Annotated in this window: 9 protein-coding genes; 3 read left to right on the top strand and 6 right to left on the bottom strand. The window is 74.1% G+C overall.

Going from position 1 to position 26,351, the window contains the following annotated elements; all coding sequences use genetic code 11:
- Positions 1-436 precede the first annotated feature (436 nt).
- Entirely contained in the window at positions 437-1,009 is a 573-nt protein-coding gene (locus ACH4B3_RS33550; protein ID WP_398469460.1) for a TetR family transcriptional regulator, read from the bottom strand.
- Positions 1,010-1,153: 144 nt separating this feature from the next.
- Between ACH4B3_RS33550 and ACH4B3_RS33545 the strand changes: the two genes are divergently transcribed.
- Positions 1,154-2,596 (top strand): FAD-dependent monooxygenase, encoded by a 1,443-nt coding sequence (locus tag ACH4B3_RS33545; RefSeq protein ID WP_398469458.1) that lies wholly within the window; start codon positions 1,154-1,156, stop codon positions 2,594-2,596.
- A 594-nt stretch (positions 2,597-3,190) separates the two neighbouring features.
- On the opposite strand, the gene ACH4B3_RS33540 is transcribed toward ACH4B3_RS33545, so the two are convergent.
- The 4 genes from ACH4B3_RS33540 to ACH4B3_RS33525 all read right to left on the bottom strand — a co-directional run bounded on the left by ACH4B3_RS33540 (position 3,191) and on the right by ACH4B3_RS33525 (position 9,720).
- Positions 3,191-3,601 (bottom strand): hypothetical protein, encoded by a 411-nt coding sequence (locus tag ACH4B3_RS33540; protein WP_398469456.1) that lies wholly within the window; start codon positions 3,599-3,601, stop codon positions 3,191-3,193.
- Positions 3,602-3,931: 330 nt separating this feature from the next.
- Positions 3,932-4,060 (bottom strand): hypothetical protein, encoded by a 129-nt coding sequence (locus ACH4B3_RS33535; protein WP_398469454.1) that lies wholly within the window; start codon positions 4,058-4,060, stop codon positions 3,932-3,934.
- 360 nt (positions 4,061-4,420) lie between these two features.
- Positions 4,421-5,653 (bottom strand): crotonyl-CoA carboxylase/reductase, encoded by a 1,233-nt coding sequence (gene ccrA, locus ACH4B3_RS33530; RefSeq protein WP_398469452.1) that lies wholly within the window; start codon positions 5,651-5,653, stop codon positions 4,421-4,423.
- Between the two features lie 56 nt (positions 5,654-5,709).
- Entirely contained in the window at positions 5,710-9,720 is a 4,011-nt protein-coding gene (locus ACH4B3_RS33525) for a type I polyketide synthase (protein WP_398469450.1), read from the bottom strand.
- 881 nt (positions 9,721-10,601) lie between these two features.
- Between ACH4B3_RS33525 and ACH4B3_RS33520 the strand changes: the two genes are divergently transcribed.
- Positions 10,602-11,051 carry a DUF523 domain-containing protein gene (locus ACH4B3_RS33520; RefSeq protein WP_398469448.1) on the top strand — a complete coding sequence of 150 codons (450 nt, stop codon included), beginning with the start codon at positions 10,602-10,604 and terminating at the stop codon, positions 11,049-11,051.
- Between the two features lie 514 nt (positions 11,052-11,565).
- On the top strand, positions 11,566-12,789 hold the full coding sequence (locus tag ACH4B3_RS33515) for a S8 family peptidase (protein ID WP_398469446.1): 1,224 nt from the start codon (positions 11,566-11,568) through the stop codon (positions 12,787-12,789).
- Between the two features lie 183 nt (positions 12,790-12,972).
- Here ACH4B3_RS33515 and ACH4B3_RS33510 read toward each other — a convergent pair whose 3' ends face one another.
- Positions 12,973-26,292 (bottom strand): type I polyketide synthase, encoded by a 13,320-nt coding sequence (locus ACH4B3_RS33510; RefSeq protein WP_398469445.1) that lies wholly within the window; start codon positions 26,290-26,292, stop codon positions 12,973-12,975.
- Positions 26,293-26,351 lie beyond the last annotated feature (59 nt).

The raw sequence follows: 26,351 nt of genomic DNA, 5'->3' as shown, positions 1-26,351 counted from the left end.
GCCACCATGCACAACCTCGCCCTGACCGGGTGAAACAGCAGGTCAAGCACAACTCCGGCCTGCCCGAGCCCGACCTTATGCAACACCCTTTAGGCGTGATGGCGTTCGACGCCGCGGATGACCACATCCGGCACATCCGGGCCTTGCACAGCACCGGCGGCAGGCTCCGGCCCCGTGTGTCGAACTGTCCCGGCTTCCGGAGAGTGTCCGAATGGGGGAAGCGGGAGCCGCCGGATGAACCGATGAGGGCGGACGGACGGGGGTCGGCTGGCGAGTCCACTCGACCCGAGCGGGCGCCTCCTCCGCCCCCGCGCAGGCAGGCACCGCACGCCAAATCAGCCCGGCCGGGGTGGCCGTTCAGGGGCCTGTTGGTTTTCCCGCCGGCCGCGGCGGGGAAGACACCTATCCCCACCGCGCCGGGTAGGTGTGCCGGGGCTCAGGGAGCCGCGGCGGTGAGGTAGCGCTGCACCGTCGGTGCGACCCAGGCGATGAGCTCCTCACGAGTCATCTCAACCGCCGGCGGGAAGCGCAGCACGAAGCGCGCCAGAGCCAAGCCGAGGATCTGCGAGGTCACCAGAGCGGCTCGACGCGGCACGTCAGCCGGATCGGGGCACACAGCGGTGACCACCGGGACAAGCTGCCGCCGGACGATCTCGTGCATCCGCTCGGCGCCGGCCTGGTGGGTGACGCCGACCCGGAGCAGTGCGGTCAGTACGTCATCACCTTCCCAGCGGTCGAGGAAGTGGGCGACCAGAACCTCACCGACTTCTTGGGCGGGGATCGCACCGAGGTCCGGGAGATGCAGATCCGTGTCGGAGGCGGCGATGAACAGGCGTTCCTTGCTGCCGTAGTACCGCATGACCATGGAGGGGTCGATGCCCACGGCGCGGGCGATGGTGCGGATGGTGGCGCGTTCGTACCCTTCGGCGGCGAAGCTCTCGCGTGCGGCTTGCAGGATCGCGGCGCGGGTGGCGTCGGAGCGGCGGGGTGCGGAGGGAGCCTGGGTCACGTCAACAACTGTAGGCCAACGGGCGTTGACCGGCCAGTGGTGGGCGGCCTATCGTCAAACCAGCGTTGGCCAACAAGCGTTGACCAACAGTTGTTGACCGACAGTCGTCGACCGTGGGAACACGCCGACACAATGGAGGCCGCCATGGGAAGCACGGACCGCACTGCCCCCGCCCCCGCCGACACCACCCCGCCGACAGCCGCCGATGTGATCGTCGTGGGCGCGGGCCCCACCGGCCTGCTCCTGGCCGGGGACCTGGCCGCCGCCGGCCACCGGGTCACCCTCGCCGAGCGCCGCCCGCACAAGATCTCCAACCTCACCCGTGCCTTCTCCACCCACGCCCGCACCCTGGAGCTCCTCGATGCCCGGGGCCTGGCGGATGACCTTCTCAAGACCGGGCACACCACCACCAGCCTGCGCGTCTTCGGCCGCGGCGAGTTAAGCCTCGCCGACCTGCCGACCCGCTTCCCGTTCCTTCTCGCCACCCCCCAGTACGAGATCGAACGGCTTTTGGAGCGGCGTGCCGTCCAAGCGGGCGTGGACTTCCGCTACGAGCACGAACTGACCGGCATCGACCAGGACTCCCCCGAGGCGCCGGGCTCCGTGACCGCCACCTTGCGCACCGGGGACGGCCGCACCGTCGCTTGCTCCGCCCGGTACCTCGTGGGCGCCGACGGCCACCGCAGCGGCGTCCGCCAGGCGCTCTCCATCCCCTTTCCCGGTGAGTCCGTACTGAAGTCGATCACCCTCGCGGACGTGAAGCTGGCCCGCCCGCCCCGGGACCTCCCGGCCCTGCGCGTCGCTCCCGACTCCGCCTGCTTCGCCTTCATCGCCCCCTTCGGCGACGGCTACTACCGGGTCATAGGCTGGGACCGCCACCACACCGCCCCAGAAGACGCCCCCGTCGACCTCGACGAGATCAAAGGCCTCCTGATCCGCACCACCGGCCACGACCTCGGCGCTCACGACCCGCGCTGGCTCTCCCGCTTCCACAGCGACGAACGCCAGGCCCCCACTTACCGCAAGGGCCGCTGCTTCCTGGCAGGCGACGCCGCCCACGTTCACTCCCCCGCCGGCGGCCAGGGCATGAACACCGGCCTGCAGGACGCCGCCAACCTCTCCTGGAAACTCTCCCGCGTCCTGCACGGCGCGTCCCCCGACGCCCTCCTCGACACCTACCAGGCCGAACGCCACCCCATCGGCGCCCGGGTGCTCCGCACCAGCGGCGCCCTCGTCCGCCTCGCCATGGCCCACCACCCCGCGATGCGCGCCGTGCGCGCACTCGCCGGGGTCACACTCGACGTGCTCGCCCCGCTCCGCCGCCGCACCGCCGGACAGATCTCCGGCATCGACATCTCCTACGGGCCAAACGCCCGGCGCGTCCCCGACATCGCGCTCGACGGCGGCGGTCGCCTCTACGAGGAACTCCGGGCCGGCCGGTTCGTCCACATCAGCCCGATCGGCTCCCACGACACCCCCGCCGTCCCCGACGCGGTCCCCGTCCACTGGCGCCCCACCTCACCCCGCACCGACAGCCTCCTGGTACGCCCCGACGGCTACCTCACAGCACCGGACCTGCCGCTGTAACAGACACCGCACCATGCGGCCGGTATACGGCCCACCGGCCGACACCCGGTGGGCCGACCCCCCTTCGGAACATCGGACCGTCGGCCAGGTGTGCCGTCGGCTGACGTCCGGTGGGCACGCATCGAGCGGCTGCTACCGGACCGGACTCCCCAGCGGGCAGGTCGGTGGCCCGATCACCGGCAGACGACCGCCGCGGTCGCGTTCACTACCGCACCGGGAGACGGTGGATGGGCCTGCTGCCCGCCCGAGCACCGCGGGTCGCGGCAAGGCGCCCACGGCCGCCTGCGGAAACGGGCCGACGACGACACCCGGGAACCGGTCCTCACCGCCCCGCTCGCCCAGACCGACACCGCGGGCAACCCCGACCGGGACGTCGCGGTCGACTCCACCATCGTCCAACCCCCACCGGCACACGGCCCGGGCCCCGACCAAAAAAAGGGGCCCCGGTCGGCGCGCCACACCACCACGGGGGCCGCTGCGCAACCCTCGGGGGCTGGAGGCAGCCTGTCCCGGGGAGCGGCGCCGGGTGGCGCGCATCCGCAGGCGGTCCGGCGAACCGCCTGCGCTTCTCACGCCCCTTGGGATGTGAGCGGATCAATGCCGGGACCGGCCGGCTCCCGGCCTTCCTCCGCGGGAGGCGATCAAGGACGAGACGATGCCGGTCACAGCCAGGCTTCCGACCATGACCATGCCCACGCCGATCGCGAAGAGCCCACTGGAGTCGTCCGACCAGTCCCAGTAGGCGGCAGCGGTCAGCCCGGTGGTGGTGCCGAACACCGCGGCAGACCCGCACTCCCGGGAAGCGGCCCAGTACACCACAGCCAGCACGGTCAGCCCCAGCCCGATCACCTGCCACGCCTGGTAGGGGCCGGTCGTCGAACCATCAGGCCGCACATCCCGGTGCTGGTCCCAGCCCAGCCAGACAGCCCACGCCACCATCACCACCCCCGCCGGCACCACAGTCACCCATCGCCGGGGAACCGGACTTCGCAGCCATTCACGCATGGCACCAGTGTTCGGACTCACTCGAACACGCAACATGGCGTGGATACTCAACCGCACCTGAGCGAAAACGCCTACAGCCACCACGTACGCGCGGTACTTCACGCACACTGAGCGGAGGGGCACAGCGGCCAGGCGTTCAGCAGGAAAACGCCCGCACGACCCGAGGCGCGGCGCGCCCCCGCAGTGACCAGCGCGTGGTCTGAGCCGGGTGGGTGTCAGTCGGGTGTGGGGGCAAAGTCTCTGCCGGGATGGTCCTTTCGGTCATCCGCCGGCTGTACGTGCCGCGTCCGGGCAACCCGCCGGGAAAGGCTTCGGCGTGCCCCGAAGATCTCAGCGCCGCCCTCGGCTCACCGCCAGGCCGATACCGAGGGCGGCGAGTACGACAGCGGCGATCACGAACCAGGTGGGCATCGTGTCCAGGCCCTTGTAGGCGAGGGGTACAACGTCGGTCGGCGGCATCGGAGTCTCCTCGGTCGACTCTCTCGCGACTACCCCGCCGTGAGACCGCGATGCCCCGGCCGCCGCAGAGCCGTGATCGAGATGCTGCGGGCCGGCCCTCAGCCCGGGCGGGACGGCGTCCAGGACTCATCGGGGAACCGGGGTGCGGTGGTGTCCAGCACAGCCTCGCCGGCGGCGGGAAGCCCCACACCCGGTCGGCCGCCTGGCCCTGGAGGACCACGACGAACCCGTGCGGGCCCCGGACCGCGCCGGACCCGGCCGCGGGGGGGGGGGGGGCGCCCCCCCGCGGCCCCCCCCCCCCCGGGGGGGGGCCCCCCCCGCCCCGGGGCCGCGGCCCGGGGGACGCCCCGGGCCGCCGTCTCAGCCGCGGGCGTTGACGCGGACCGCCATGTTCCCCGAGGGGTGCTTGTTCTCGTACATCAGCTGGTGCGCGTGGCCCGTCTCGTGGAACTCCCCGACCCAGGACAGGCAGGGGTCGAGCTGGTTGCTCGCGGCCAGCTCGATCACCTGGCGGCACTGCCTGAGGTTGGCGAAGTGCGACCCCTGGAGCCGCTTCTGGCGCATCCACAGGAAGCGCAGGTCGACGTCGGCGTTGTAACCGGTGGTGCCCCCGCAGATGACGACCATGCCCGCGGTGTCACACAGGTACATCGAGGTGGGGATGGTGCTCTGACCGCTGTGCTCCAGCACGATCTTCGGGGCCCTGCGCTCCCCGAGGACCTCCCAGAACTTGCTGCCGAAAGCCCGGACACCCTTCAGCCACTGCGCCATGGCCTTGTCGTCCGAGGTGTCGGGCAGCCGGCCCCAGTGGTCGAACTCGTTGCGGTTGATGTAGCCCTTGGCCCCCAGGTCCAGGCAGAACTTGCCGCGGTCGTCGCTGGAGACCACCGCGACGGGGATACCGCCGCGCTGCCGGGTGATCTGGATCGCCATCGAACCCAGGCCGCCGGCACCGCCCCAGATCAGGACGGGATCCCCCGGCTCGACCGTGTGCGGGGCCCAGCCGGTCAGCTGACGGTAGGCGGTGGCGCCGGTCAGCAGGAAGCAGGCGGCTTCCTCCCAGGAGAGGCCGGCCGGCTTGGGATGGCACTGGTAGTCCCCCACCAGCGCGAACTGGGCGAAGGAGCCGTAGTTCGCCTCGTATCCCCAGGCGGCCTGGGTGCTGGAGGTCATGGGGTCCGCACCCAGCCGGATGTCGGGAGCGGTCTCGTCCCAGACGCAACCGGAGAGGATCACCTCGTCCCCCACCGACACCGAGGTGACGCCTTCACCCACCGCCCAGACGATCCCGGAGCCCTCGGACCCGCCGATGTGGAAGTCCTCGGCCGCGCCCTTGCGCCGGCGGGCGGCGATCACGTCCAGGGGGTAGCCGAGTGAGGCCCACACGTTGTTGTAGTTGATGCCGGCGGCCATCACATAGACGAGCACCTGGCCTCGGGCCGCCCGGGGCACGTCCACCACTTCCATGGCAAAGCCCTGGTCGGGCTCACCGTACCGTTCGGGACGGATGACGGCGGCGTGCATGCGCGCGGGGACGTGGCCCAGCGGGGGCATCTCGCCCACCGGGTACAAGTCCTTCAGATCGTCGGCCATACGGTCGGTCCTCACCTCGTGTAAGCGGTCGGTCTCAGTGGATCGCGGGAAGGCACTCATGATTCGATCGCCCGTGCCAGGTCGGCGATGGTCGTACCGCGGCCCAGCTTGGCCGGCGGCAGGACGGCTCCCAGGTCCCGTTCCAGACGCTTGCGGAGTTCGGCCGCCATCAGCGAGTCCATACCGAGCCGGTTGAGCGGCTTGTTGGCATCGAGCCTGGCGACCTCGGTGCGCAGCACGGCCGCCACGGTCTCGGCCACCCGCTCCAGGACCGGACGGTCATCGGCGGCGGGCACGGGAGCCTCCGGGACCGGGGCCGGCACCAGGGCCGGAGCCGGTACCGGGGTGGAGGGCGCGGCGACCGCCGGGGCCGGGACGGGGGTGGCCCGGGGGGCCGCCGGGACGGGCGCCACGGGCAGGGCGGGGGCGGGGTCCCGGCCGATGCGCAGACTGCCGCGCAGTTCCACGACCAGGCCGCTGGCCGGATCGGTCAGCCGGAGTTCACCGGTCAGTTCGATGCCGGAGTCGGTACCCTGCCGGGCCGCGCCGGACGCACCACTGGGCTGATCGGCCGTCATGCTCTGGTTCTCCTTGCCGGTCGGGGCCCACACGCCGGCTTCGGCGTCGTCGGCGGAAGTCGGAGCGGTGCCGGCCGGGAGCCGGCGCATGCGCATGCCGGTGACGTCCACGAGCACCCGGCCCGCCTCGTCCAGCAGGTCGATGTCCACCAGCAGCGCCTCCGGCGTGACCTCGGTGATCCGGCAGCGGCTCCACGCCACCTCCGGATCGGGACCGCACACGGTGACACCGGCGATGTGGTCGGCCAGGTAGTCCAGATCGGGAAGGAGCGCCAGCACGGGCTGGGACGCCGCAGCCAGCAGAGCCGGGTGGACCGGGTGATCGGGGTGGGACACCAGGCCGGCCGGACGGCGCAGCCGGGCGACGACCTCACCCTGCCCGAGCCACACCTCCTCCACGGCCCGGAGCACATGCTTGGCCGCGGGCAGCCGCCGGTAGAAGGCGCCGGCGTCCTGGCGCTCCGGGCAGCGCTCCAAGGTGGCCCGCAACGGCTCACGGGCCGGGGACGGCAGGTCGGCCGGGGCCAGTGCGGTGCCCCGGGCGAGCACCGCGGTAGCGCCGCCCTGGCCGTCCGGGCGGGTGGCCACCTCGAAGCCCCAGGCGCCGTCGGCCGCTTCCGGCGTGAGGGAGACCCGCAGCACCGTGGACTCCCCCTCGGGCACCACCAGCGCGCCCGGCATCTCCACACCGGTGAGCCGCACCACCCCCACACCGGCCGCCCGTGCGGCAGCGACCCGGGCGGCCTCGGTGAACACCGGACCGTGCAGGACCAGCGGCCCCTGAGCGGGGGCATCGGCCAGCAGCGGCGACCCCGCGACGAGAGGGAACTCATGGAGCTGCCGACCGGACGCCACCGGAGGTGCGCCCGCCCCGGCCCGGTCCTCCAACGGCTCGTACCAGTGGCTCTCCCGCTGCCATGGATAGCTGGGCAGCGCCACGCACCGGCCACTGCCGTACAGGCCCGTCCAGTCGACGGCGACCCCCGCCTCGTACGCCTCGCCCAACGCGGTGAGCAGGCTCTGCCGCTCGGGCTCGTCACGGACCAGGGAACCGGTGGCGGAGCCGGGCAGCGACGCGTCCTGCAGGGATTCCCCCAGCGCGCCGAGCAGCACCGGGTGCGGACTGACCTCGATGAAGACGGTCTCGCCCTGCTCCGCGGTGCTGAGCGCGGCCTCCCGGAAGTACACCCGGCCGCGCAGGTTGCGCACCCAGTAGGAGGCGTCCAGTTCGCTTCCGTCCATCAGCTCGCCGGTGACCGTGGAGCGCATGGGGACACGTCCGGCACGCGGCTTGAGGCCCTGCAACTCGGCGAAGAGCACATCGAGCACCGGGTCCATCTGGGAGCAGTGCGAAGCCGCCTCCGCCTTCATCACCCGGCAGAAGACGTCGCGGGCGTCGAGCTCGGCCTTGATCCTCTCGATGCCGTCGATCTCACCGGCGAGCACGGTGGTCCGGGGGCCGTTGCTCGCGGCCACCGAGACGTTCACACCGAGCTCCCCGATGAGCTTCTCGGCGTCGTCGGCCGGGACGCCGGCGACCGACATGGTGCCCCGGCCCGCGACGAGTTCGCGGATCAGCCGGGCGCGGCGGCTCACCACCGCCGCACCGTCTTGGAGGCTGAGCGCGCCGGAGACGCAGGCCGCCGCGGCCTCGCCCATGCTGTGACCGATCACCACGTCCGGTTCGACGCCCCAGGCCTGCCAGGTCGCGGCGAGGGAAACCTGGACCGCCCACAGCACCGGATGCACGACCTCCACCGACTCGGCCACCAGATCGGTGCCGTCGGTCAGCCGGTCCACGACCGACCAGCCGGTCTCCGCCCGGACCGCTTCGTCGCAGCGCAGCAGGGTGTCCCGGAAGGCGGGCGAACTCTCCATCAGCCCGCGGCCCATGCCGATCCACTGGGAGCCGTGACCGGAGAAGACGAACGCCACCCGGGGACGGTCGGTGTAGGCCGGGGACACCCCTTCGGCGAGAACCTCACGCAGCCGGTCCGACAGCGCGTCGTGGCTGTCGCCGACGACCGCGAGCCGGTAGGCGTGGTGGGTGCTCCGGACAGCGGCGGTGTGGCAGATGTCGGCCAGGTCCGCCGAGCGGCCCATGCCGTCCGAACCCAGCAGGTCCGCCAGGTCCCGGGCACGGGCACGCAGCGCCTCCGGGGACGCCGCCGACAGCGGCAGCAGGTGGTCGGGGCCGGTCTCGGCCGCGGCCGGGTCGGCGGACCGGCGGACACCGGTCACGGCCGCATCGGCCTCGGTGAGGACCATGTGCACATTGGTGCCGGAGATCCCGAAACCGCTCACCCCCACGGTCAGCGGCCGATCTGCCGTCAGGGGACGCGGGGAGCCGGGGACGTCGAGGGAGAGCCTGTCCCAGTCGACCGCCGGGGTGCGCCGGGTCAGGTGGAGACTCGGGGGAACGGTGCGGTGCCGGAGGATGAGCGCACTCTTGATCAGTCCGATCACGCCGGCCGCCGCTCCGGTGTGCCCGACGTTGGACTTCACCGACCCGACCAGCAGGGGGGCGCCGGCGGGCCGACCGCCCGGCTCACCCAGCACGGCGCCGAGCGCACCGAGTTCGACCGGGTCGCCGGCGGGCGTACCGGTACCGTGCGCTTCGACGTAGTCCACCTCCGAGGCGGGAACGCCCGCGTGTTCGTAGGCCCGGCGCAGCATCTGCCGCTGACCGCTGAGCGCGGGATTGATCATGGTGCCGCTGCCCGCCCCGTCGTTGTTCATCCCCCAACCCCGGATGACGGCGCGGACCGGGTCGCCGTCGGCGAGAGCCTGTTCCAGAGGTTTGAGGAAGACGGCGCCGACGCCCTCGCTGAAGACGAACCCGTCGGCGGACGCGTCCCCGAACTTGCAGTTCTCGGCCGAGAAGACACCGGCTTCCAGATAGCCGGGCGTCTCCGTGGAAGTCAGCAGCAACTGCGAGCCGCCGGCGATGGCCATGGTGGACTCACCGGCCTGCAGGCTCTGACAGGCGAGCGCGATGGCGGCGAGCGAGGAGGAGCAGGCGGTGTCCACCGACAGGCCGGGACCGTTGAGGTCCAGAGCGAAGGAGAGACGACCGGTGATGGTCGCGCGCGACCCGGCACCGAGCATGGTGTGCATGTCCGGTTCGCCGGCACCGATGACCAGGTCCCAGTAGTGGACGTTGCAGGTGCCCACGTACACGCCGGTGCGGGTACCGGCAAGCTTCGCGGCATCCTGGCCGCCGTCCTCCAGGGCCTCCCAGGCGGTCTCCAGGAACAGCCGCTGCTGCGGGTCCATGCCCATGGCCTCGCGCGGGGCGATGCCGAAGAACTCCGCGTCGAAGCGGTCGACATCGCTCAGAAGCCCCGCGCGGACCGTCCGCCCCGGTACACCGTAGGGGCGGCCGAAGCGGGTCCGCGGTGCTTCGCCCACCGTGCAGGCCCCGTCCATCAGGAGCTTCCAGAAGGAGGACAGGTCATCGGCTCCCGGAACCCGGCAGGCCATTCCCACGACCGCGATCGGAACCGGCGGTACTGGTTTTCTTTGCTCTGGCATGGCGAAGCTGACTTCCTTGCTTGTGGAGGGTGAAAGGGCAGCACAGAGAAACCGGCGGCTTACCACGGCAGGCCGGCTGGTACCGCGAAAAACCGGTCGAGGGCCAGGTTGCGGCCGTCCACGCCGGCTTGGCCGCGTGCCGGAGTCAGCGGCACGGCAGGGGCAGCCGGCCGTCGGGCCCGTACCGCAGGAACGGAAACGAAAACCCAACACCGGCTTCCGGCCCGGCAGTCACCGGCGAGGGCGGTGTCCTGTGCCCCTGGAAGCCCTGCGCCTCGGGCAGCGGCCCGCCCGGCCCGTTGGACTCACACGGTCCGCACCGGAAGATGCCGGGCAGGGAGGAGAGTTGACCTTTCCTTTGCCATCACAAAAGAAGATCTTGAGCTATGTCGAAACCCTCTGGATCCCCGCATGACATCCCCCGTGAACAACCGCTACGACCGAACGAAAGATCAATCACACCGAAACTACTACGCAGGAGCCGTCCCTGAACTGTGATCTGCAACTCTCGTCTTGCAGAATGAACAAAAATGTTTGCCAGGCAAGGGTCCCCGGGTGGAATCCGCACGTGGAGCCACCGTCGTCGGACGGAGGGGACGAGCCCGCTGGCGGCCCAAGGCGGTTCGCCTGCGACGCCCGTCCCGGCTGCCGCCGCCCCATGCCGGCCCCGGCCGGCCTCCAGAGGAGTAGAGCCGCTCCTTCACACTCGGCACCCCTCCGCCGGGTGCTCGACGCCGGGGTGCGCCGACAGCGAGGCGGCTCCGGTCGTGGCGCCCGTGCATGACCGCGCGGCCGCGAGACCGGGGCCGGTCGGCTGCGACGAGTAGCCTGGCGGCATGGAAGCGATCATGGTCAGCGCGTGTCTGCGCGGGGTGTCCTGCCGGTTCGACGGGCGTCACAAGGCATCACCGGAGGTCGAGGAGGCAGTGGCCGGGCGCGAGGTCGTCTCGTTCTGCCCGGAGGTGGCAGGCGGGCTCACCACACCGCGCCGGCCTGCGGAGTTGGTGGGCGGCGACGGACACGACGTACTCGACGGAACAGCTCGGGTCGTCGAGGACACTGGACGTGATGTCACAGCGGAGTTCGTGGACGGGGCACGGCGAGCACTCGCGGCGGCGCGGCACAGAGGCTGCACAGAGGCGCTGTTGATGCCGCGTAGCCCGTCATGCGGACGGGGTGTGGTGCACGACGGGTCGTTCACCGGGGAACTGACGCCGGGAGACGGGGTGACGGCGGCACTGCTGGAACGGAACGGAATCACCGTGCGGCCCGCAACCGGCGTCTGAATCCCCCACTCCCACCGCATCGAACAGCTTCCGCCCGGCCTCGCCGGCACCCGAGCCGAAGCCCCCGGCCGGCTGATACCCAGACGGCAGGACCCTGCGATGGTTCTCCGCCACCAATGGCAGGGCTGGGCGACGGTCCGGGCCGGCGCCTCTTCACCCGTGGGGCCGGCCGGGAGCACACGTCACAGGGCCCTTGCCGGTCCACACCGGGACAACCCACCGCCCGCCTTCTCCGGTGCCCGAGGAGGCGGCGCCGGGCCGCAACCTCGGCTTTCGGGGCTCCGACCCCGGCCGCGGTGACCGAGCCGAGCAGGTTGGCGGCGGCCATCGCTACTGCGCCCGCTGTCGGGCCTCCGCGGTTATCTGCGTATCCGTAATGCCGCAGCCCTTATGTACCGGCCGACAGGCCGGACCTACCGTTGCGGCCACGTCGGAACCACGGTGGCGCGTACCGCTCGTCCGTCCCTCGTGACCGGCCGCAGCACTTCCCCCCATTTCATGATGTGGAGCTCCCATGCGTAAGAGAATGCCGATAGCCGTCGGCACGGTGGCTACGGCCGTCGGCGCGCTGCTGGCCTCGTCCAGTGCCCTTGCCGCCCCGCCCGGCGAGCCCGGCGCCCCGGCCGGCCGCGTCATATCCGCGGCCGACCCGGTCGCGAACCGTTACATCGTCGTCTTCGAGGACGAGAAGCTGGCGAAGTCCGCCGTCGGAGACCGCTCCAAGGCGCTGACCCGCGAACACGGCGGCAAGGTGCGCTACACCTACGGGACCGCGCTCAAGGGATACGCGGCGGAGATGACCGCCGAGCAGGCGCGCGAGACGGCCGCGGACCCCCGCGTCGCCTACGTCCAGCAGGACGGCATCTCCCGCAGTTCGGGTACCCAGCCGAATCCGCCCTCGTGGGGGCTGGACCGGGTCGACCAGCGCGGCAGGACCCTGGACAGGAGTTACACCTATCCCAACACGGCGTCCGACGTCACCGCGTATGTCCTGGACACCGGCATCCGGATCGGCCACCAGCAGTTCGAAGGCCGTGCGTCGATCGGCGCCAACTTCGCCACCGACAGCTACAGCCAGACCTGTATGAACCACGGCACGCACGTGGCGGGTACGTTGGCCGGCAAGGACTACGGGATCGCGAAGAAAGCCGAGATCGTCTCAGTGCGTGTCCTGAACTGCCGGGACCAGGCCTACGACTCGGACATCGTGCGGGCGGTCAACTGGATCACCGAGCAGGCCGCCAAGGACCCCGGCCGGCCCGCTGTGGTCAACATGAGCATCAACAGCGGCACCGGCAACATCGTGACCGCCGAGGACGACGCGATCAGGAAGTCCGTCGCGGCCGGCGTGACCTGGGTGGTGTCCTCCGGCAACGCCAACAGTGACGCGTGCAGGAACTCTCCGGGCAACATCAAGGAAGCCATCGTGGTGAACAACGCCACCGCAGCCGATGCTCGACGCTCTGACTCCAACTACGGCACGTGCACCGACCTGTTCGCCCCCGGAGACAAGATCGTCTCGGCCTCCACCGGGAGCGACAGCGCCACCGCCACCATGAGCGGTACGTCCATGGCAGCGCCCCACGTGGCCGGCGCCGCCGCGCTGTACCGGTCCGCGAACCCCTCCGCGACCCCGGCCCAGGTCCACCAGGCGCTGCTCGACAACGCCACCGCCGACGCCGTCACCGACACGAAGGGCTCGCCCAACAGGCTGCTGTACATCGGCTCCGGCGGCTGAGCTCCCTTCGGGCCCAGGCTCGACATCGCCGCCGGCTTCGGCTCGGGGACGACTGCGTCCGCCCGGTCCGCCGTCATCACCGGTGGTGTCAGCGGAAACCCGAGCACCCGGGCACCGGTTCGCCGGCCGCGTCCGGGCCCGCGCGGGCGGCCTGGTCGGTCGGGTGCCGGGAGCGGGGCGGTATCAGGGGTCCGTGACGGGGTCGGGCCCCTCGGTGAGGCCGAGGACGTTGTCGATGAGGTCGAACATCTCGTCGTCGGAGGCGATGTCGAGGTCGTGCGGATCCGGCGCCGGGTCCCGGGGGGCCCCGGCGTGCCGCCAGGCGGACAGGAGTGCGTCCAGCAGTGCGGTGATCTCGCTTCGGCGTTCGTCGTCCGCCGGTACCGAGGCGAGTACGGTCTCCAGCTCCCGCAGCCGGGCCACCGCGGGCCGGACGGCATCCGCGCTCCGTCCGCCCAGCTCGGCGGTGAGGTGTCCGGCCAGCGCCGCCGGGGTCGGATGCTCGTAGGCGATGGTGGTGGGCAGCACGAGCCCCGTCTCGGCGCCCAGGCGGTTGCGGAGCTGGATGGTGGCGAGCGAGTCCATGCCCAGCTCGCGGAAGGGCTGGTCCACCGAAACGGCTTCGACCGCGTGCCCGGACACCGCCGCCGTGTGCACGACCACCCGCCGCAGCAGGGTCTCCCGGAGTTCCTCGGCCGACAGCCCGGCCAGGTGCTCGGCCATCGGGTTGCCCGCGGCCGCCCCGTCGGGCACGGCGGCGCCGGGGTCGCCCGTGACGTCGGCGAGCAGCGCGCCGGTCCGTCCGGTGCCACGCGAGAAGCGCGTCCAGTCGGCGTCGGCGATCACCGTGCAGGGCCGGGAGGAGGCGACGGCGCGTTCGAAGGCGTCCACGGCGGCGGGCGCCGGCATCGGGGTGAGACCGTCGTGCGTCCCCGGGCGGGCGGCCACCGAGCCGAACATCCCGGCCCCTTCCCACGGGCCCCAGGCGAGCGCCGCCGCCGGCAGGCCGAGGCCCCGCCGGTGGTGGGCCAGGGCGTCGAGTACCGCGTTGGCCGCCGCGTAGTTGCCCTGGCCCGCCGAGCCTGCCGTACCCGCGAGGGAGGAGAAGAGGACGAACCGCTCCAGTGGCAGATCCCGGGTCAACTCGTGCAGATGCCAGGCGGCACCCGCCTTCACGGCGAACACCGTGGCCAGCCGGCGTGGGGTCAGCGACTGGAGGAGTCCGTCGTCCAGGACCCCCGCGGCGTGCACCACCCCGCTCAGCGGGGTGTCGGCGGGCACCGAACGCAGCAGGCCCTCCAGCGCGGCCCGGTCGCCGACGTCGCACGCCGCGATGGTGACGCGGGCGCCGAGCGCGGTGAGCTCGGCACGCAGCGCTTCCGCCCCCGGGGTACGGGGGCCGCGGCGCCCCGCCAGCAGCAGGTGCTCGGCACCCTCCCGGGCGAGCCGGCGGGCGACGTGTGCGCCCAGCCCGCCCAGTCCGCCGGTGATCAGCACCGTGCCCCGGGCCCGCCGGCCGGCCGGCGGGCCGGATCCCGGGTCGCCGGTGGCCGCGGAGGCGGATTCCGGGATGCGGACGAGGCGGGGGACGTGGACGCCGGACGGGCGGACGGCCAGTTGGTCCTCGCCGTCCGGTGCGGCCAGCACCTCGCACAGCGCCGACCAGGACGCCCGGTCCGGCACCGCGGGCAGGTCGATCAGACCACCCCAGCGGTGCGGGGCCTCCAGGGCGATGACCCGCCCCAGGCCCCACACCCCCGCCTGACCCGGCCGGTGCACCGGATCGTCCGGCCCGGTGCCGACCGCGCCCGCGGTGACGCACCACAGGGGCGCGTCGAGCGCGGCATCCTCCAGCGCCTGGGCGAGGGCCAGGGTGGCGGTCACCGCCCGGGGCACCGACGGTTGCTCCGGGTCCGCCCGGTCGTCCAGCGACAGCAACGAGACCACCCCGAACGGCGGTGCGGGCAGCGGGCGGGTGGTGAGCAGTTCCCGCCAGTGGTCCCGGCCGCCCTCGCCGGAACGCACCGGCACGGCCACCGCGCCGCGCCCGGCCAGGGCCTCCAGCAGCTCGGCCACCGCCTCGTCGTAGGCCTCCTCCGGTGGCGCGACCACCAGCCAGCCGAGCGCCTCGCGGGCCGGGACCGGCGGTTTCCGGCGGCGCCAGACCGTCTCATGGCAGAGCGGGTCCACGAGGTCCCGCGCCGCAGCGGAGGGGGCCGGCGGCCGGGGCTCGGCGCCTTCGCCGTCCGGCAGCCAGTACCGCTCCCGCTGGAAGGCGTAGAGGGGCACGTCGATGGTGGCGCCGCCGGCGCACCAGGCGGTCCAGTCGACCGGCACGCCCCGGGTGTGCAGGTTCGCCAGTGCGTGCAGCAGGGTCTCCGCCTCGTCGTGGCCGGAGCGCAGACCGGCCACCACCGGTCCGTCCGCGTCGCCGTCCCCGCCGGGCGCCGGCAGCGGTCCGGCCAGCGCGGTGAGGGTGCGCCCCGGGCCCACCTCGACGCCGTGCCGCACCCCGGCCCCGGCCAGCCACCGAAGGCTGTCGTGGAACCGGACGGTGTCGCGGGCGTGCCGCGTCCAGTACTCCGGGGAACCGATCACTTCCCCGGGCACCGGCTCACCGGTGACGCCGGACACCACGGTCCTGTCCGGGGACCGGAACCGCAGTGTGCTGAGCACCTGGTGGAACGACGCCAGCATGGGGTCCATCCGGTGCGAGTGGAACGCGTGGCCGGCTCCCAGGCGCGTGGTGCGGCGTCCCCGGGCGGCCGGCCGGCCGGCGCAGTCGAGGACGGCCCGCTCATCACCGGACAGGACCACCGATTCGGGCCCGTTCACCGCGGCGAGGGCCACCTCGTGCTCCCGGCCCGCGATCAGCGAGCGCGCCTCCTCCTCGGAGACTGCCAGCGCCACCATGGCACCGCCCGGGGGGAGTGCCTGCATCAGCCTGCCGCGTGCCGCGACCAGTGTGCAGGCGTCGGCGAGCGACAGCACCCCGGCCACGTGCGCGGCGGCGACCTCGCCGACCGAGTGGCCGGCGAGGAAGTCCGGCGTCACGCCGAAGTGCTCCAGCAGCCGGAACAGCGCCACCTCGACCGCGAACACCGCCGCCTGGGCGTAGTCGGTCCTCGCCAGCAGGTCCGCCTCGCTGGACCCGGCAGGGGCGAACACCACCTCGCGGAGCGGTCGTTCGAGCTGTCCGTCCAGTTCCGCGCAGACCGCGTCGAACGCCGCGGCGAAGGCCGGGAAGGTGCGGTGCAGACCGGCCCCCATGCCCGGGTACTGGGTGCCTTGTCCGGGGAAGAGGAAGGCGGTGGTGGTGTGGGGGGTGGTGTGGCCGGTGACGGTGTGTGGGTCGGGGGTGTGGTCGGTGAGACGGGTGAGGGCGGTGGTGAGCCGGTCGTGGTCGGTGGCGAGGACGACGGCACGGTGGGCGTGATGGGTACGGGTGGTGGCGAGGGAGTGGGCGAGGTGGAGCAGCTCGGTGCCGGGATGCTCGGCGAGATGGGCGAGCAGACCGCTCGCCTGCGCGGCCAGGCCCTGACGGGTGGGAGCGGAGAGCGGGACGGGCAGCACCGCGGCCGCGGTGTTCACGCCCTCGGTGGTGCCGCCGGTGCGGGCCTCGGGCTCGGGGCCGGGCTGTTCCAGGATGAGGTGGGCGTTGGTGCCGCTGATGCCGAACGCGGAGACCCCGGCCCGGCGCGGCCGGTCGCCGTCGGTCCACGGGCGCGGCTCGGTCAGCAGCCGGACCGCGCCGGAGGTCCAGTCCCCCTGGGGGGTGGGCACCTCGGCGTGCAGGGTCCGCGGCAGCGTGCCGTGCCGTAGCGCCTCCACCATCTTGATGACTCCGGCGACCCCGGCGGCGGCCTGGGTGTGCCCGAGGTTGGACTTGGCCGAGCCCAGCCACAGCGGCCGGTCCGCCGGGCGCCCCTCGCCGTAGGTGTCCAGCAGGGCCCGCAGCTCGATGGGGTCGCCGAGGGTGGTGCCGGTGCCGTGCGCCTCCACCGCGTCGATCGCGTCGGCGGACAGCCGCGCGTCAGCCAGAGCGGCCTCGATGACCCTGTGCTGGGCCTGGCCATTGGGGGCGGTCAACCCGTTGGAGGCGCCGTCCTGGTTGACCGCGGAGCCACGGATCACCGCCAGCACCCGGTGCCCGTTGCGGCGGGCGTCGGAGAGCCGCTCCAGCAGCACCATGCCCGCCCCCTCGGAGAACCCGGTGCCGTCGGCGGCGGCGGAGAAGGGCTTGCAGCGGCCGTCGGGCGCGAGCGCCTGCTGCTGGGAGAACTCGACGAAATGCGTGGGTCCGGCCATCAGGGTGACCCCACCGGCCAGCGCCAGATCCGTCTCCCCGTCCCGCAGCGACCGCACCGCCAGATGGATCGCCACCAACGACGACGAACACGCCGTGTCCACCGTCAGCGCCGGCCCGTGCAACCCCAGCACATAAGCGATACGCCCGGACGCCACACTCGGCGTGTTCGCGATCGCCAACTGACCCACCAGATCCTCCGGCACGGACTCCGGCCGCGCCGCGTAGTCACCGTGGATCAACCCCGCGAACACACCCGTCGCCGAACCCCGCAACGACACCGGATCGATCCCCGCCGACTCCACCGTGTGCCACGCCACCTCCAACAACACCCGATGCTGCGGATCCATCGCCAACGCCTCACGCGGACTGATCCCGAAGAACCCCGCATCGAACTCCGCCGCACCCTCCACGAAACCACCATGCCGCACCCCACTCCGACCCGGCCGCGGCACACCCCGACCCCCGCCGTACCCCTCGTCGTACAGATCCTCCGGCCAACCACGATCCCCCGGAAACCCCGAAATCACATCCCGACCCTCCGCGAACACCTCCCACAAACGCCCCGGAGTATCCGCACCCCCCGGGAAACGACACCCCATCCCCACCACGACCACCGGATCGCCGTCCCCTGCGGCGGCGGACCGCGGTGCGGGGCGGCCCGTCTCCTCCGGCAGCCGACCGGACAGGTGGGCGGCCAGCGCGGCCGGGGTGGGGTGGTCGAAGACCAGCGTGGCGGGCAGTTGCAGCCCGGTCGCCGCGGTCAGGCGGTTGCGCAGCTCCAGGCCGGTGAGCGAGTCGAAGCCGAGGTCGCGGAAGGCACGGTGTTCGTCGATCCGGTCGGCCGCGGAGTGTCCGAGGACCGTGGCCGCCGTGGTCCGCACCAGTTCCGTCAGCGTGCGTTCGCCGCCCGGTACCGGGCCGTGCGGTCCCGGTGCGGACGCGGTGGCGTTCGGTGCCGGCGGCGTACGCCGCACGCCTCGGGCCAGATCCCGCAGCGGCGCCGGCACCGCCTCGGCGGGGGTCCGGTCGCGCAGTCCGCTCAGGTCCAGGCGGGCCGGCACCAGGTGGGGTGCGTCCGCGCCGAGCGCGGTGTCGAACAGCGCGGTGCCCCAGGCCGGCGGCAGGGGCAGCAGGCCGCCGCGCGCCATCCGGGCCCGGTCGGCATGGGCCAGGTGCGCGGTCATGCCGCTGGGCTGCTCCCACAGCCCCCAGGACAGGCAGGTGGCGGGCAGCCCCTGGGCGGCGCGGTGGTGGGCGAGCGCGTCGAGGAAGGTGTTCGCCGCGGCGTAGTTGGCCTGCCCGGGGTTGCCGAGCGTCCCCGCCACCGAGGAGAAGAGGACGAACGCGGACAGGTCCAGATGCCGGGTCAGGGTGTGCAGGTGCCAGGCGCCGTCGACCTTGGGTCGCAGCACGGCCCGCAGTCCCGCGGCGTCCAGGGCGGTCACCGTGCCGTCGTCGAGGACGCCCGCCGCGTGTACCACGGCGGTCAGCGGATGCGCGGCGGGGATGTCCGCGAGCACGCCCGCCAGCGCCGTGGCATCGGACACGTCGCAGGCGGCGAGGGTCACCTCGGCGCCCATGGCGGCGAGTTCGGTCGCCAGCTCGGCCGCCCCGGCGGCGTCCCGGCCGCGGCGGCCGGTCAGTACCAGGTGCCGCACCCCGTGCTCGGCGACCAGGTGCCGGGCGAACAGGCCGCCCAGGGTGCCGGTGCCACCGGTGATCAGTACGGTGCCGTCGGGGGCGAGGCGGCCCGGCACCGCCGGCCGGTCGCCGGCGGGCCGGGGCACCCGTACCAGCCGGGGGGCGAGCAGCCGGCCGCCGCGCACGGCCAGTTGGGGCTCGCCGGTGTCGACGGCGGCGCGCAGCAGTGCCGCCGACCCGGCCGGGTCCTCGACGTCCACGATCCCGAAGCGGCCCGGGTGCTCGGACTGCGCCGAACGCAGCAGTCCCCACACCGTGGCGTGGGCGAGGTCCGGCACCTCCTCTCCGGCGCCGGCGGCGATCGCGCCCTCGGTGAGGACCAGCAGCCGGGCGGTGTCCGGCGCGTCGGCCAGCCAGCTCTGCACCAGGTCCAGGGCGTGCCGGGCGGCCGTGTGCGCTCCGGCCGGTAGGTCCGCCGGGTCCGCCGGTCGCGGACACCGGACGGCGACCACGTCGGGCACCGGCTCCCCGGCGGCGATCGCCGTGCGGAGCGCGGCCATGTCACGGTGGTGGGAGACCGGTACTCCGGTGCCGGCCGGCTCCGGGAGGCCGGCCCCGAGCAGCGCCCAGCGGCGGTCGGTGGGCACCGCGGGCGGTCGTACCTCGGTCCAGTCCAGTCGGAACAAGGACCGGTGGTGTGCCCGGCCCGGGTGCCCCGGCGGCTCCTCGGCGACCGGCCGCAGCGTGAGCGCCTCGATGCTCGCCACCGGGTTCCCGGCGCCGTCCGCCACGGTCAGCGCCACCGAGCCGTCGGCGGCCGGGGACAGCCGTACCCGCAGTTCGGCCGCTCCCGTGGCGTGCAGGGTGACTCCGGTCCAGGAGAACGGCAGCCGGACCCGCCCGCCGCCGTCGCCGCCGTCGCCTTCCAGCAGCAGCGTGTGCAGGGCGGCGTCGAGCAGCGCGGGGTGCACGCCGTAGGGGTCCGTGGCGCCGGGGGCGGCGGCGTCCGGTGCGACCGTCGCGTACCACACGTCGCCGTCCCGCCAGGCGGCCCGCAGTCCCTGGAAGGCGGGGCCGTACTCGTATCCGGTGTCGGCCAGCCGCTCGTAGACGCCGCTCAGGTCGCAGGGTTCGGCACCGGGCGGCGGCCACGCGGCCGGGTCGGCGAAACCGTCGGGGCGCGCGGCACCGGCGGACAGCCGGCCGGTGGCGTGCCGGGTCCACTCCGCGTCGGGGCCGGTGGTCCGGGAGTGCACCGCGACCGTGCGGCACCCCGACGCGTCCGGGCCGCCCACGGCGACCTGGAGGCGTACGGTGCCGTGTTCCGGCAGTACCAGGGGGGTCTCCAGGACGAGTTCCTCCACCCGGTGGCAGCCGGCCCGGGCACCGGCGTGCAGGGCCAGGTCGAGGAGGGCCGTGCCGGGCAGCAGCACGGTGCCCCGCACCGCGTGGTCGCCGGTCCAGGGGTACGCGTCCTGGGACAGGCTCCCGGTGAACAGCATGCTGTCGTCGTCGGCCCGGGCCACCCCGGCGCCCAGCAGCGGGTGGCCGGGGTCCAGCAGCCCGAGCGCGCCGGCGCCGCCGGCGACGGCCGGCAGCAGCCAGTACCGTTCCCGCTGGAAGGGGTAGCCGGGCAACTCGGTGAGCCGGGCCGATCCGGCGGGGAACAGTCCGGTCCACCGCACCGGTGCGCCGGCCACCTGGGCTTCGGCGACCGAGCCGAGGAAGCGGTCGAGACCGCCCTCGCCGCGGCGCAGGCTGCCCACGGCCGTACCGCCTCGCGCGGTCTCGTCCAGCACCTGCTGGACGTCCATGGTGAGCACCGGATGCGGGCTGGACTCGACGAACAGCCCGTGCCCCTCGGCGGCGAGCCGGCGGACGACCGGTTCGAACTCCACGGGGTGGCGCAGGTTCCGGTACCAGTACGCGGCGTCCAGACGTGCGGTGTCCAGTGGCTCGCCGGTGAGGGTGGAGTGGAACGGCACCTCGCCGGTCACCGGCGCGATCGGCGCCAGGTCCGCCAGCAGCCGGTCGCGCAGCCGCTCCACCTGCGCGGAGTGCGAGGCGTAGTCCACCGGCAGCCGGGAGACCCGTACCTCCTGCGCGGCCAGTTCGCGGCAGAGTTCCTCCAGTGCGTCCGGGTCGCCGGAGACCACCGTCGAGGCGGGCCCGTTCACCGCGGCGACCGCGATCCGGCCGGCCCGGTCGCGGAGGCGTCGCTCGGTGTCGGCCCGGGACAGCCGCACCGACACCATGCCGCCCGCGCCGGAGAGTTCGCGCAGGGCGCGGCTGCGCAGCGCCACCACACGTGCCGCGTCCTCCAGCGACAGCCCGCCCGCCACGGTCGCGGCCGCGATCTCGCCCTGGGAGTGGCCGACCACCGCGGCGGGTGCCCCGCCGAAGGAGGTCCACAGCGCGGCCAGCGACACCTGTACCGCCCACAGCGCCGGCTGCACCACGTCGACCCGGGCCAGTGCCGCCTCGTCGGCGAGCACCTCGGGCAGCGACCAGTCGACGTGGTGCTCCAGCGCCCGCCCGCAGGCCGCCATCGTCGCGGCGAACACCGGTGAGGCGGCCAGGAGTTCCCGGCCCATACCGGCCCACTGCGTGCCCTGCCCGGGGAACACCAGCACCGGTCGGCGCCCGGTGCGGGCCGTGCCGTGGAAGACGCCCGGGGCGGGGGTGCCGGAGGCCACCGCGTCGAGGCCGGCGAGTAGCGCCTCCCGGTCCCGTCCCACGATCACCGCCCGGTGCTCGAACACGGACCGCCCGGCGGCCAGCGTGAACGCGGTGTCGGCCAGCCCGGTGGCGGGGGCCGCGGGGGCCGCGGCCGTCTCCGCGGTCCGGGTGTCGTCGTCCAGCCGGGCCCGCAGTGCGGCCGCCCGCTCGCGCAGGGCCGTTTCGGATCGGGCCGAGAGCGCCCAGGGCAGCACCGGCGGCCGGTCCGGCCGCGTGCCGCCGGCGGGCGGGTCCGGGAGCTTCGGCGGCTGTTCCAGGATGACGTGCGCGTTGGTGCCGCTGATGCCGAACGAGGAGACCGCGGCCCGGCGCGGTCGCCCGGTCTCCGGCCACGGGGTGTGCTCGGCCAGCGGCGCCACACCGCCGCCGTCCCAGTCCACGTGTGCGGTCGGTTCGCCCAGGTGCAGGATCTTCGGCAGCAGGCCGTGCCGCATGGCGAGGATCGTCTTGATGACGCCGCCGACCCCGGCGGCGGCCTGGGCGTGGCCGATGTTGGACTTCAGCGAGCCCAGGAGCAGGGGCCGGCCGGCGGGCCGGTCCTGCCCGTAGGCGGCGAGCAGGGCCCGCGCCTCGATGGGGTCGCCCAGCGGCGTGCCGGTGCCGTGCGCCTCGACGGCGTCCACGTCGGCGGGGGTCAGGCCCGCGTCCGCCAGGGCCTCCCGGATCACCCTCTCCTGCGCCGGTCCGCTGGGCGCGGACAGACCGTTGGACGCGCCGTCCTGGTTGACCGCCGAGCCCCTGAGCACCGCGAGGACCCGGTGCCCGTTGCGGCGGGCGTCGGACAGCCGCTCGAGTACCAGCAGTCCGGCGCCCTCGGCCCAGGCGGTGCCGTCCGCCGCGGCCGAGAAGGGCTTGCAACGGCCGTCCGGGGCGAGCGCCCGGAGCCGGGAGAACTCCACGAACATCTCCGGCGTCGCCATCACGCTGACGCCACCGGCCAGCGCCAGGGTGCACTCGCCGCGCCGCAGGGACTGCGCCGCCAGGTGCAGGGCCACGAGCGAGGACGAGCAGGCGGTGTCCACCGTCACGGCGGGCCCGCGCAGCCCGAAGACGTAGGAGAGCCGGCCGGAGACCACGCTGGAGGTGTTGCCGGTGATCAGATGCCCTTCCAGTCCGTCCGGCACGGTGTGCACGCGGGGGGCGTAGTCGTGGTGCATCACCCCCGCGAACACCGCCGTCCGGCTGTCCCGGACGGACGCCGGGTCGATGCCGGCGCTCTCGAACGCCTGCCACGCGGTGGCCAGCAGCAGGCGCTGCTGCGGGTCGGTGGTCAGTGCCTCGCGCGGCGACATGCCGAAGAACGCGGCGTCGAACTCCGCGGCGTCGTGCAGGAAGCCGCCCTGCCGGGTGCAGGAGGTCCCGGCCCGGCCGGGATCGGCGTCGTACAGCGCTTCCAGGTCCCAGCCCCGGTCGGTGGGGAAACCGCCGATGGCGTCGGTGCCGGAGGCCGCCAGCCGCCACAGCTCCTCCGGCGTCGCCGCTCCGCCGGGATAGCTGCACGCCATCCCCACCACGACGACCGGGTCGTGGTCCGCCGCGTCCGCCGCCCCGGGGGTGCCGGCCGCCTTTCGCGACGGTGCGCCGGGCGGTGCGCCGGGGGCCGCCGGCCGGTCCGCGGCGGATGCTACCGATTGCAAATGCCGCGCCAGTCGGGCCGGGGTGGGGTGGTCGAAGAGCACGGTGCTCGGCAGCTCCGACGCCAGCTCCTCCCCGAGCCGTTCGCACAGCTCCACGCCCATCAGGGAGTCGAAGCCGTGGTCGTGGAAGGTGCGGTGCGGGTCGACCGCGCCGGGGTCGGGGTGGCCCAGGACACCGGCCGTCTGCTCCAGCACCAGGTCGAGCGGCGCTTCGGACGGGTGCGGGCGCGCGCCGGGTGCGGTGGCGCCGGGCCGGTCGCCGCCGGCCGCCGGGCCGGTGGCCGGGGACGGCCCCGCTGACGTACGGTCCGCCGTCGCGGGCCGTTCCGGGGTGTCCAGCCAGTACCGCTCGCGTTGGAAGCGGTAGGTGGGCAAGGGCACCCGCCGGGCCCCGCGGCCGGCGTGGGCGGCCGCCCAGTCCACCGGGACGCCCCGGGTGTACAGGGTGCCCAGCGCGGTGAACAGCGCCCGTGGTTCGGGCTGCCGGGCGCGCAGGGCGGAGACCACGACGACGGGGTCGCCCGCCGCGCCATCGCCGTCCGGCACGCGGGCCCCGTCCGGCGTGACGGCCCCGTCGTCCGGCGTGGCGGCCCCGTCCGGCGTGACGGCCCTGTCGTCCGGCGTGACGGCCCTGTCGTCCGGCGTGGCGGCCCCGTCCGGCGCCGGGGCCGGGCCGGGCGTCTCGGGGCTGGTGGCCGCCCCGGTCAGGCAGTCGTGGGCCATGGCGGCCGGCGAGCCGTCCGCGCCGAGCCCGAGGAAGGCCGTGGCGCCCGCGTCGCGCAGGGCTCGCACCGCGTCCTGGAACAGCACCGGCCGCCTGGCCTGCCGTATCCAGTACTCCGGGGTGCTCATCTCGTCGGCCGCGACCGGCCTGCCGGTGAGGGTGGAGACGACGGTCAGCCGCGCCGGGCGGAAGTCCAGTCCCTCCATCGCCGCCCGGAACCCGTCCAGCACCGGGTCCAGATGGGCCGAGTGCAGCGCCCGGCCGATCCGCAGCCGCCGGGTCTCCCGGCCGCGTACGGTGAGGGTCGCCACCACCTCGGCCACGTCGTCCCCGTCGCCGGAGACGACGGTGGCCGCCGGGCCGTTGACCGCCGCCAGCGCGACCCGGTCCCCGTGCGCGGCGAGCACCTCCCGCACCTCGTCCTCGGCCGCCCGCACCGCGACCATCGCCCCGCCCGGCGGCAGCGACTCCATCAGCCGCCCCCGGGCGGCCACCAGCCTCGCCGCGTCCGGCAGGCTGAGGACGTCGGCCACGTGCGCGGCCGCCAGCTCCCCGACCGAGTGACCGGCCACCATGTCGGGCCTGACCCCGAAAGACTCCAGCAGCCGGTGGAGCGCCACCTCGAGGGTGAACATCGCCGCCTGGGTGTACCGGGTGCTGTCCAGCAGGGCCGCCGCCGGCCCGCCGGTGGTGAACACCACTTCCCGCAGCGGCACGTCCAGCCACGGGTCGAGGTGGCGGCACACCGCGTCGAACGCCTCGGCGTACGCCGGGAAGGCCCGGTACAGCTCCCGGCCCATGCCCGGCCGCTGCCCGCCCTGCCCGGCGAAGAGGAACGCCGTCCTGCCCGGGGGCCGCACCGTGCCCCGGACCACTCCCGGGGCACGACGGCCGGCCGCCAGCGCCCGCAGCCCGGACAGCAGGTCCTCCCGGTCCGACACCGTGAGCACCGCACGGTGCTCGAACGCGGTCCGGGTGACGGCCAGCGAGTGGGCGAGGTCGGCCGGACCGGCCTCCGGATGGTCTGCCACGTGGGCCCGCAACCGGTCCGCCTGGGCCAGCAGCGCCGGTCCGGTGCGCCCGGACACCACGCAGGCGACCACCGGTGCGGGCGCCCCCGGCGCTTCCGGGTCACCGTCGGCGGGGGCGGACACGCCGGTGGGTTCGGGTGGTGCGCTGATCACCAGATGGCAGTTGCTGCCTCCGATGCCGAAGGAGCTGACTCCGGCGATCCGGGCGGCCCGGGCCCCGGCCCAGGGTTCGAGCCGGGTGCACACCCGCAGCCGCAGCGCCTCCAGCGGGATCGCCGGGTGGGGCGACCGGAAGTGCAGGCTGGGCGGCAGTTCGCCGTGCCGGACCGCCAGCACCGCCTTGATCAGTCCGCTGATCCCGGCCGCGCCCTCCAGGTGGCCGAGGTTGGTCTTCACCGAACCGACCGGCAGCGGGTGCTCCGGGTCGCGGACGGCGCCGAGGACGGCGCCCAGGGCCGCGGCCTCGACCGGGTCGCCCACCGGTGTGCCGGTGCCGTGCAGCTCGACGTAGCCGACCCGGGCCGGATCGACACCGGCGTTCCGGTACGCCAGTCGCAGCAGTTCCTCCTGGGCCTCCCGGTCGGGCACGGTGAGACCCGCTCCCCCGCCGTCGTTGTTGACCGCCCCGCCGTCGATCACGGCGTGGATCCGGTCCCCGGCGGCGAGGGCCGCCGTCAGCGGCTTGAGGACCACGATGCCGCCGCCCTCGCCGCGTACGAAGCCGTTCGCCCGGGCGTCGAAGGTGTGGCAGCGCCCGTCGGGTGACAGACCGCCGAACGCGGCCGCCTCCCGCTCGCCCGCGGCGTCCAGGTTCAGTCCGACCCCGCCGGCCAGCGCGATCCGGGATTCGCCGGTGAGCAGGCTCCGGCAGGCCAGGTGCACGGCGGTGAGCGACGAGGACTGGCCGGTGTCGACGGTCAGGCTCGGGCCGCGCAGGCCGCAGACGTAGGACACCCGGTTGGCGATCAGGCCGCGCTGCAGACCGGTGAAGGTGTGGTGGGTGGCGGCGGCTCCCGCGCGCCCGGCCAGCCGCGCGTAGTCGTCGCGCATCGCCCCGACGAACACCCCGGTCCGGCCGCCGCGCAGCGTCGCGGGCACGATCCCGGCGTCTTCCAGCGCCTCCCAGCACAGCTCCAGCACCAGCCGCTGCTGCGGGTCCGTCGCGGCCGCCTCGCGCGGCGAGATGCCGAAGAACCCCGCGTCGAACCGGTCGACGTCGGCCAGGAAGGATCCCCGGCGCCCGCCGCCGGGCCCGTCGTGCTCCCGGCGGCCCTCGGGCAGCTCGGTGACGGCGTCCACGCCGTCCCGCAGCAGCCGCCAGAACTCCTCCGGCCCGTCCGCGCCGGCGAACCGGCAGGCGATCCCGACGATCGCCACCGGGCCGGTCCGGGCCGGCTCCTCGGTGCCGGAAACCGCCGCCATGCCGTCCAACATCACACCTCGTGGGGAAAGCGGCCGGCCGGGAGGCCGGCCGGACTTGC

It is taken from the genome of Streptomyces sp. NPDC018031 (genome assembly GCF_044327625.1).
Lineage (GTDB): Bacteria > Actinomycetota > Actinomycetes > Streptomycetales > Streptomycetaceae > Streptomyces.
The sequence above is the reverse complement of the archived record's forward strand: the minus strand, read 5'-3'. Positions and strand labels throughout refer to the sequence as shown.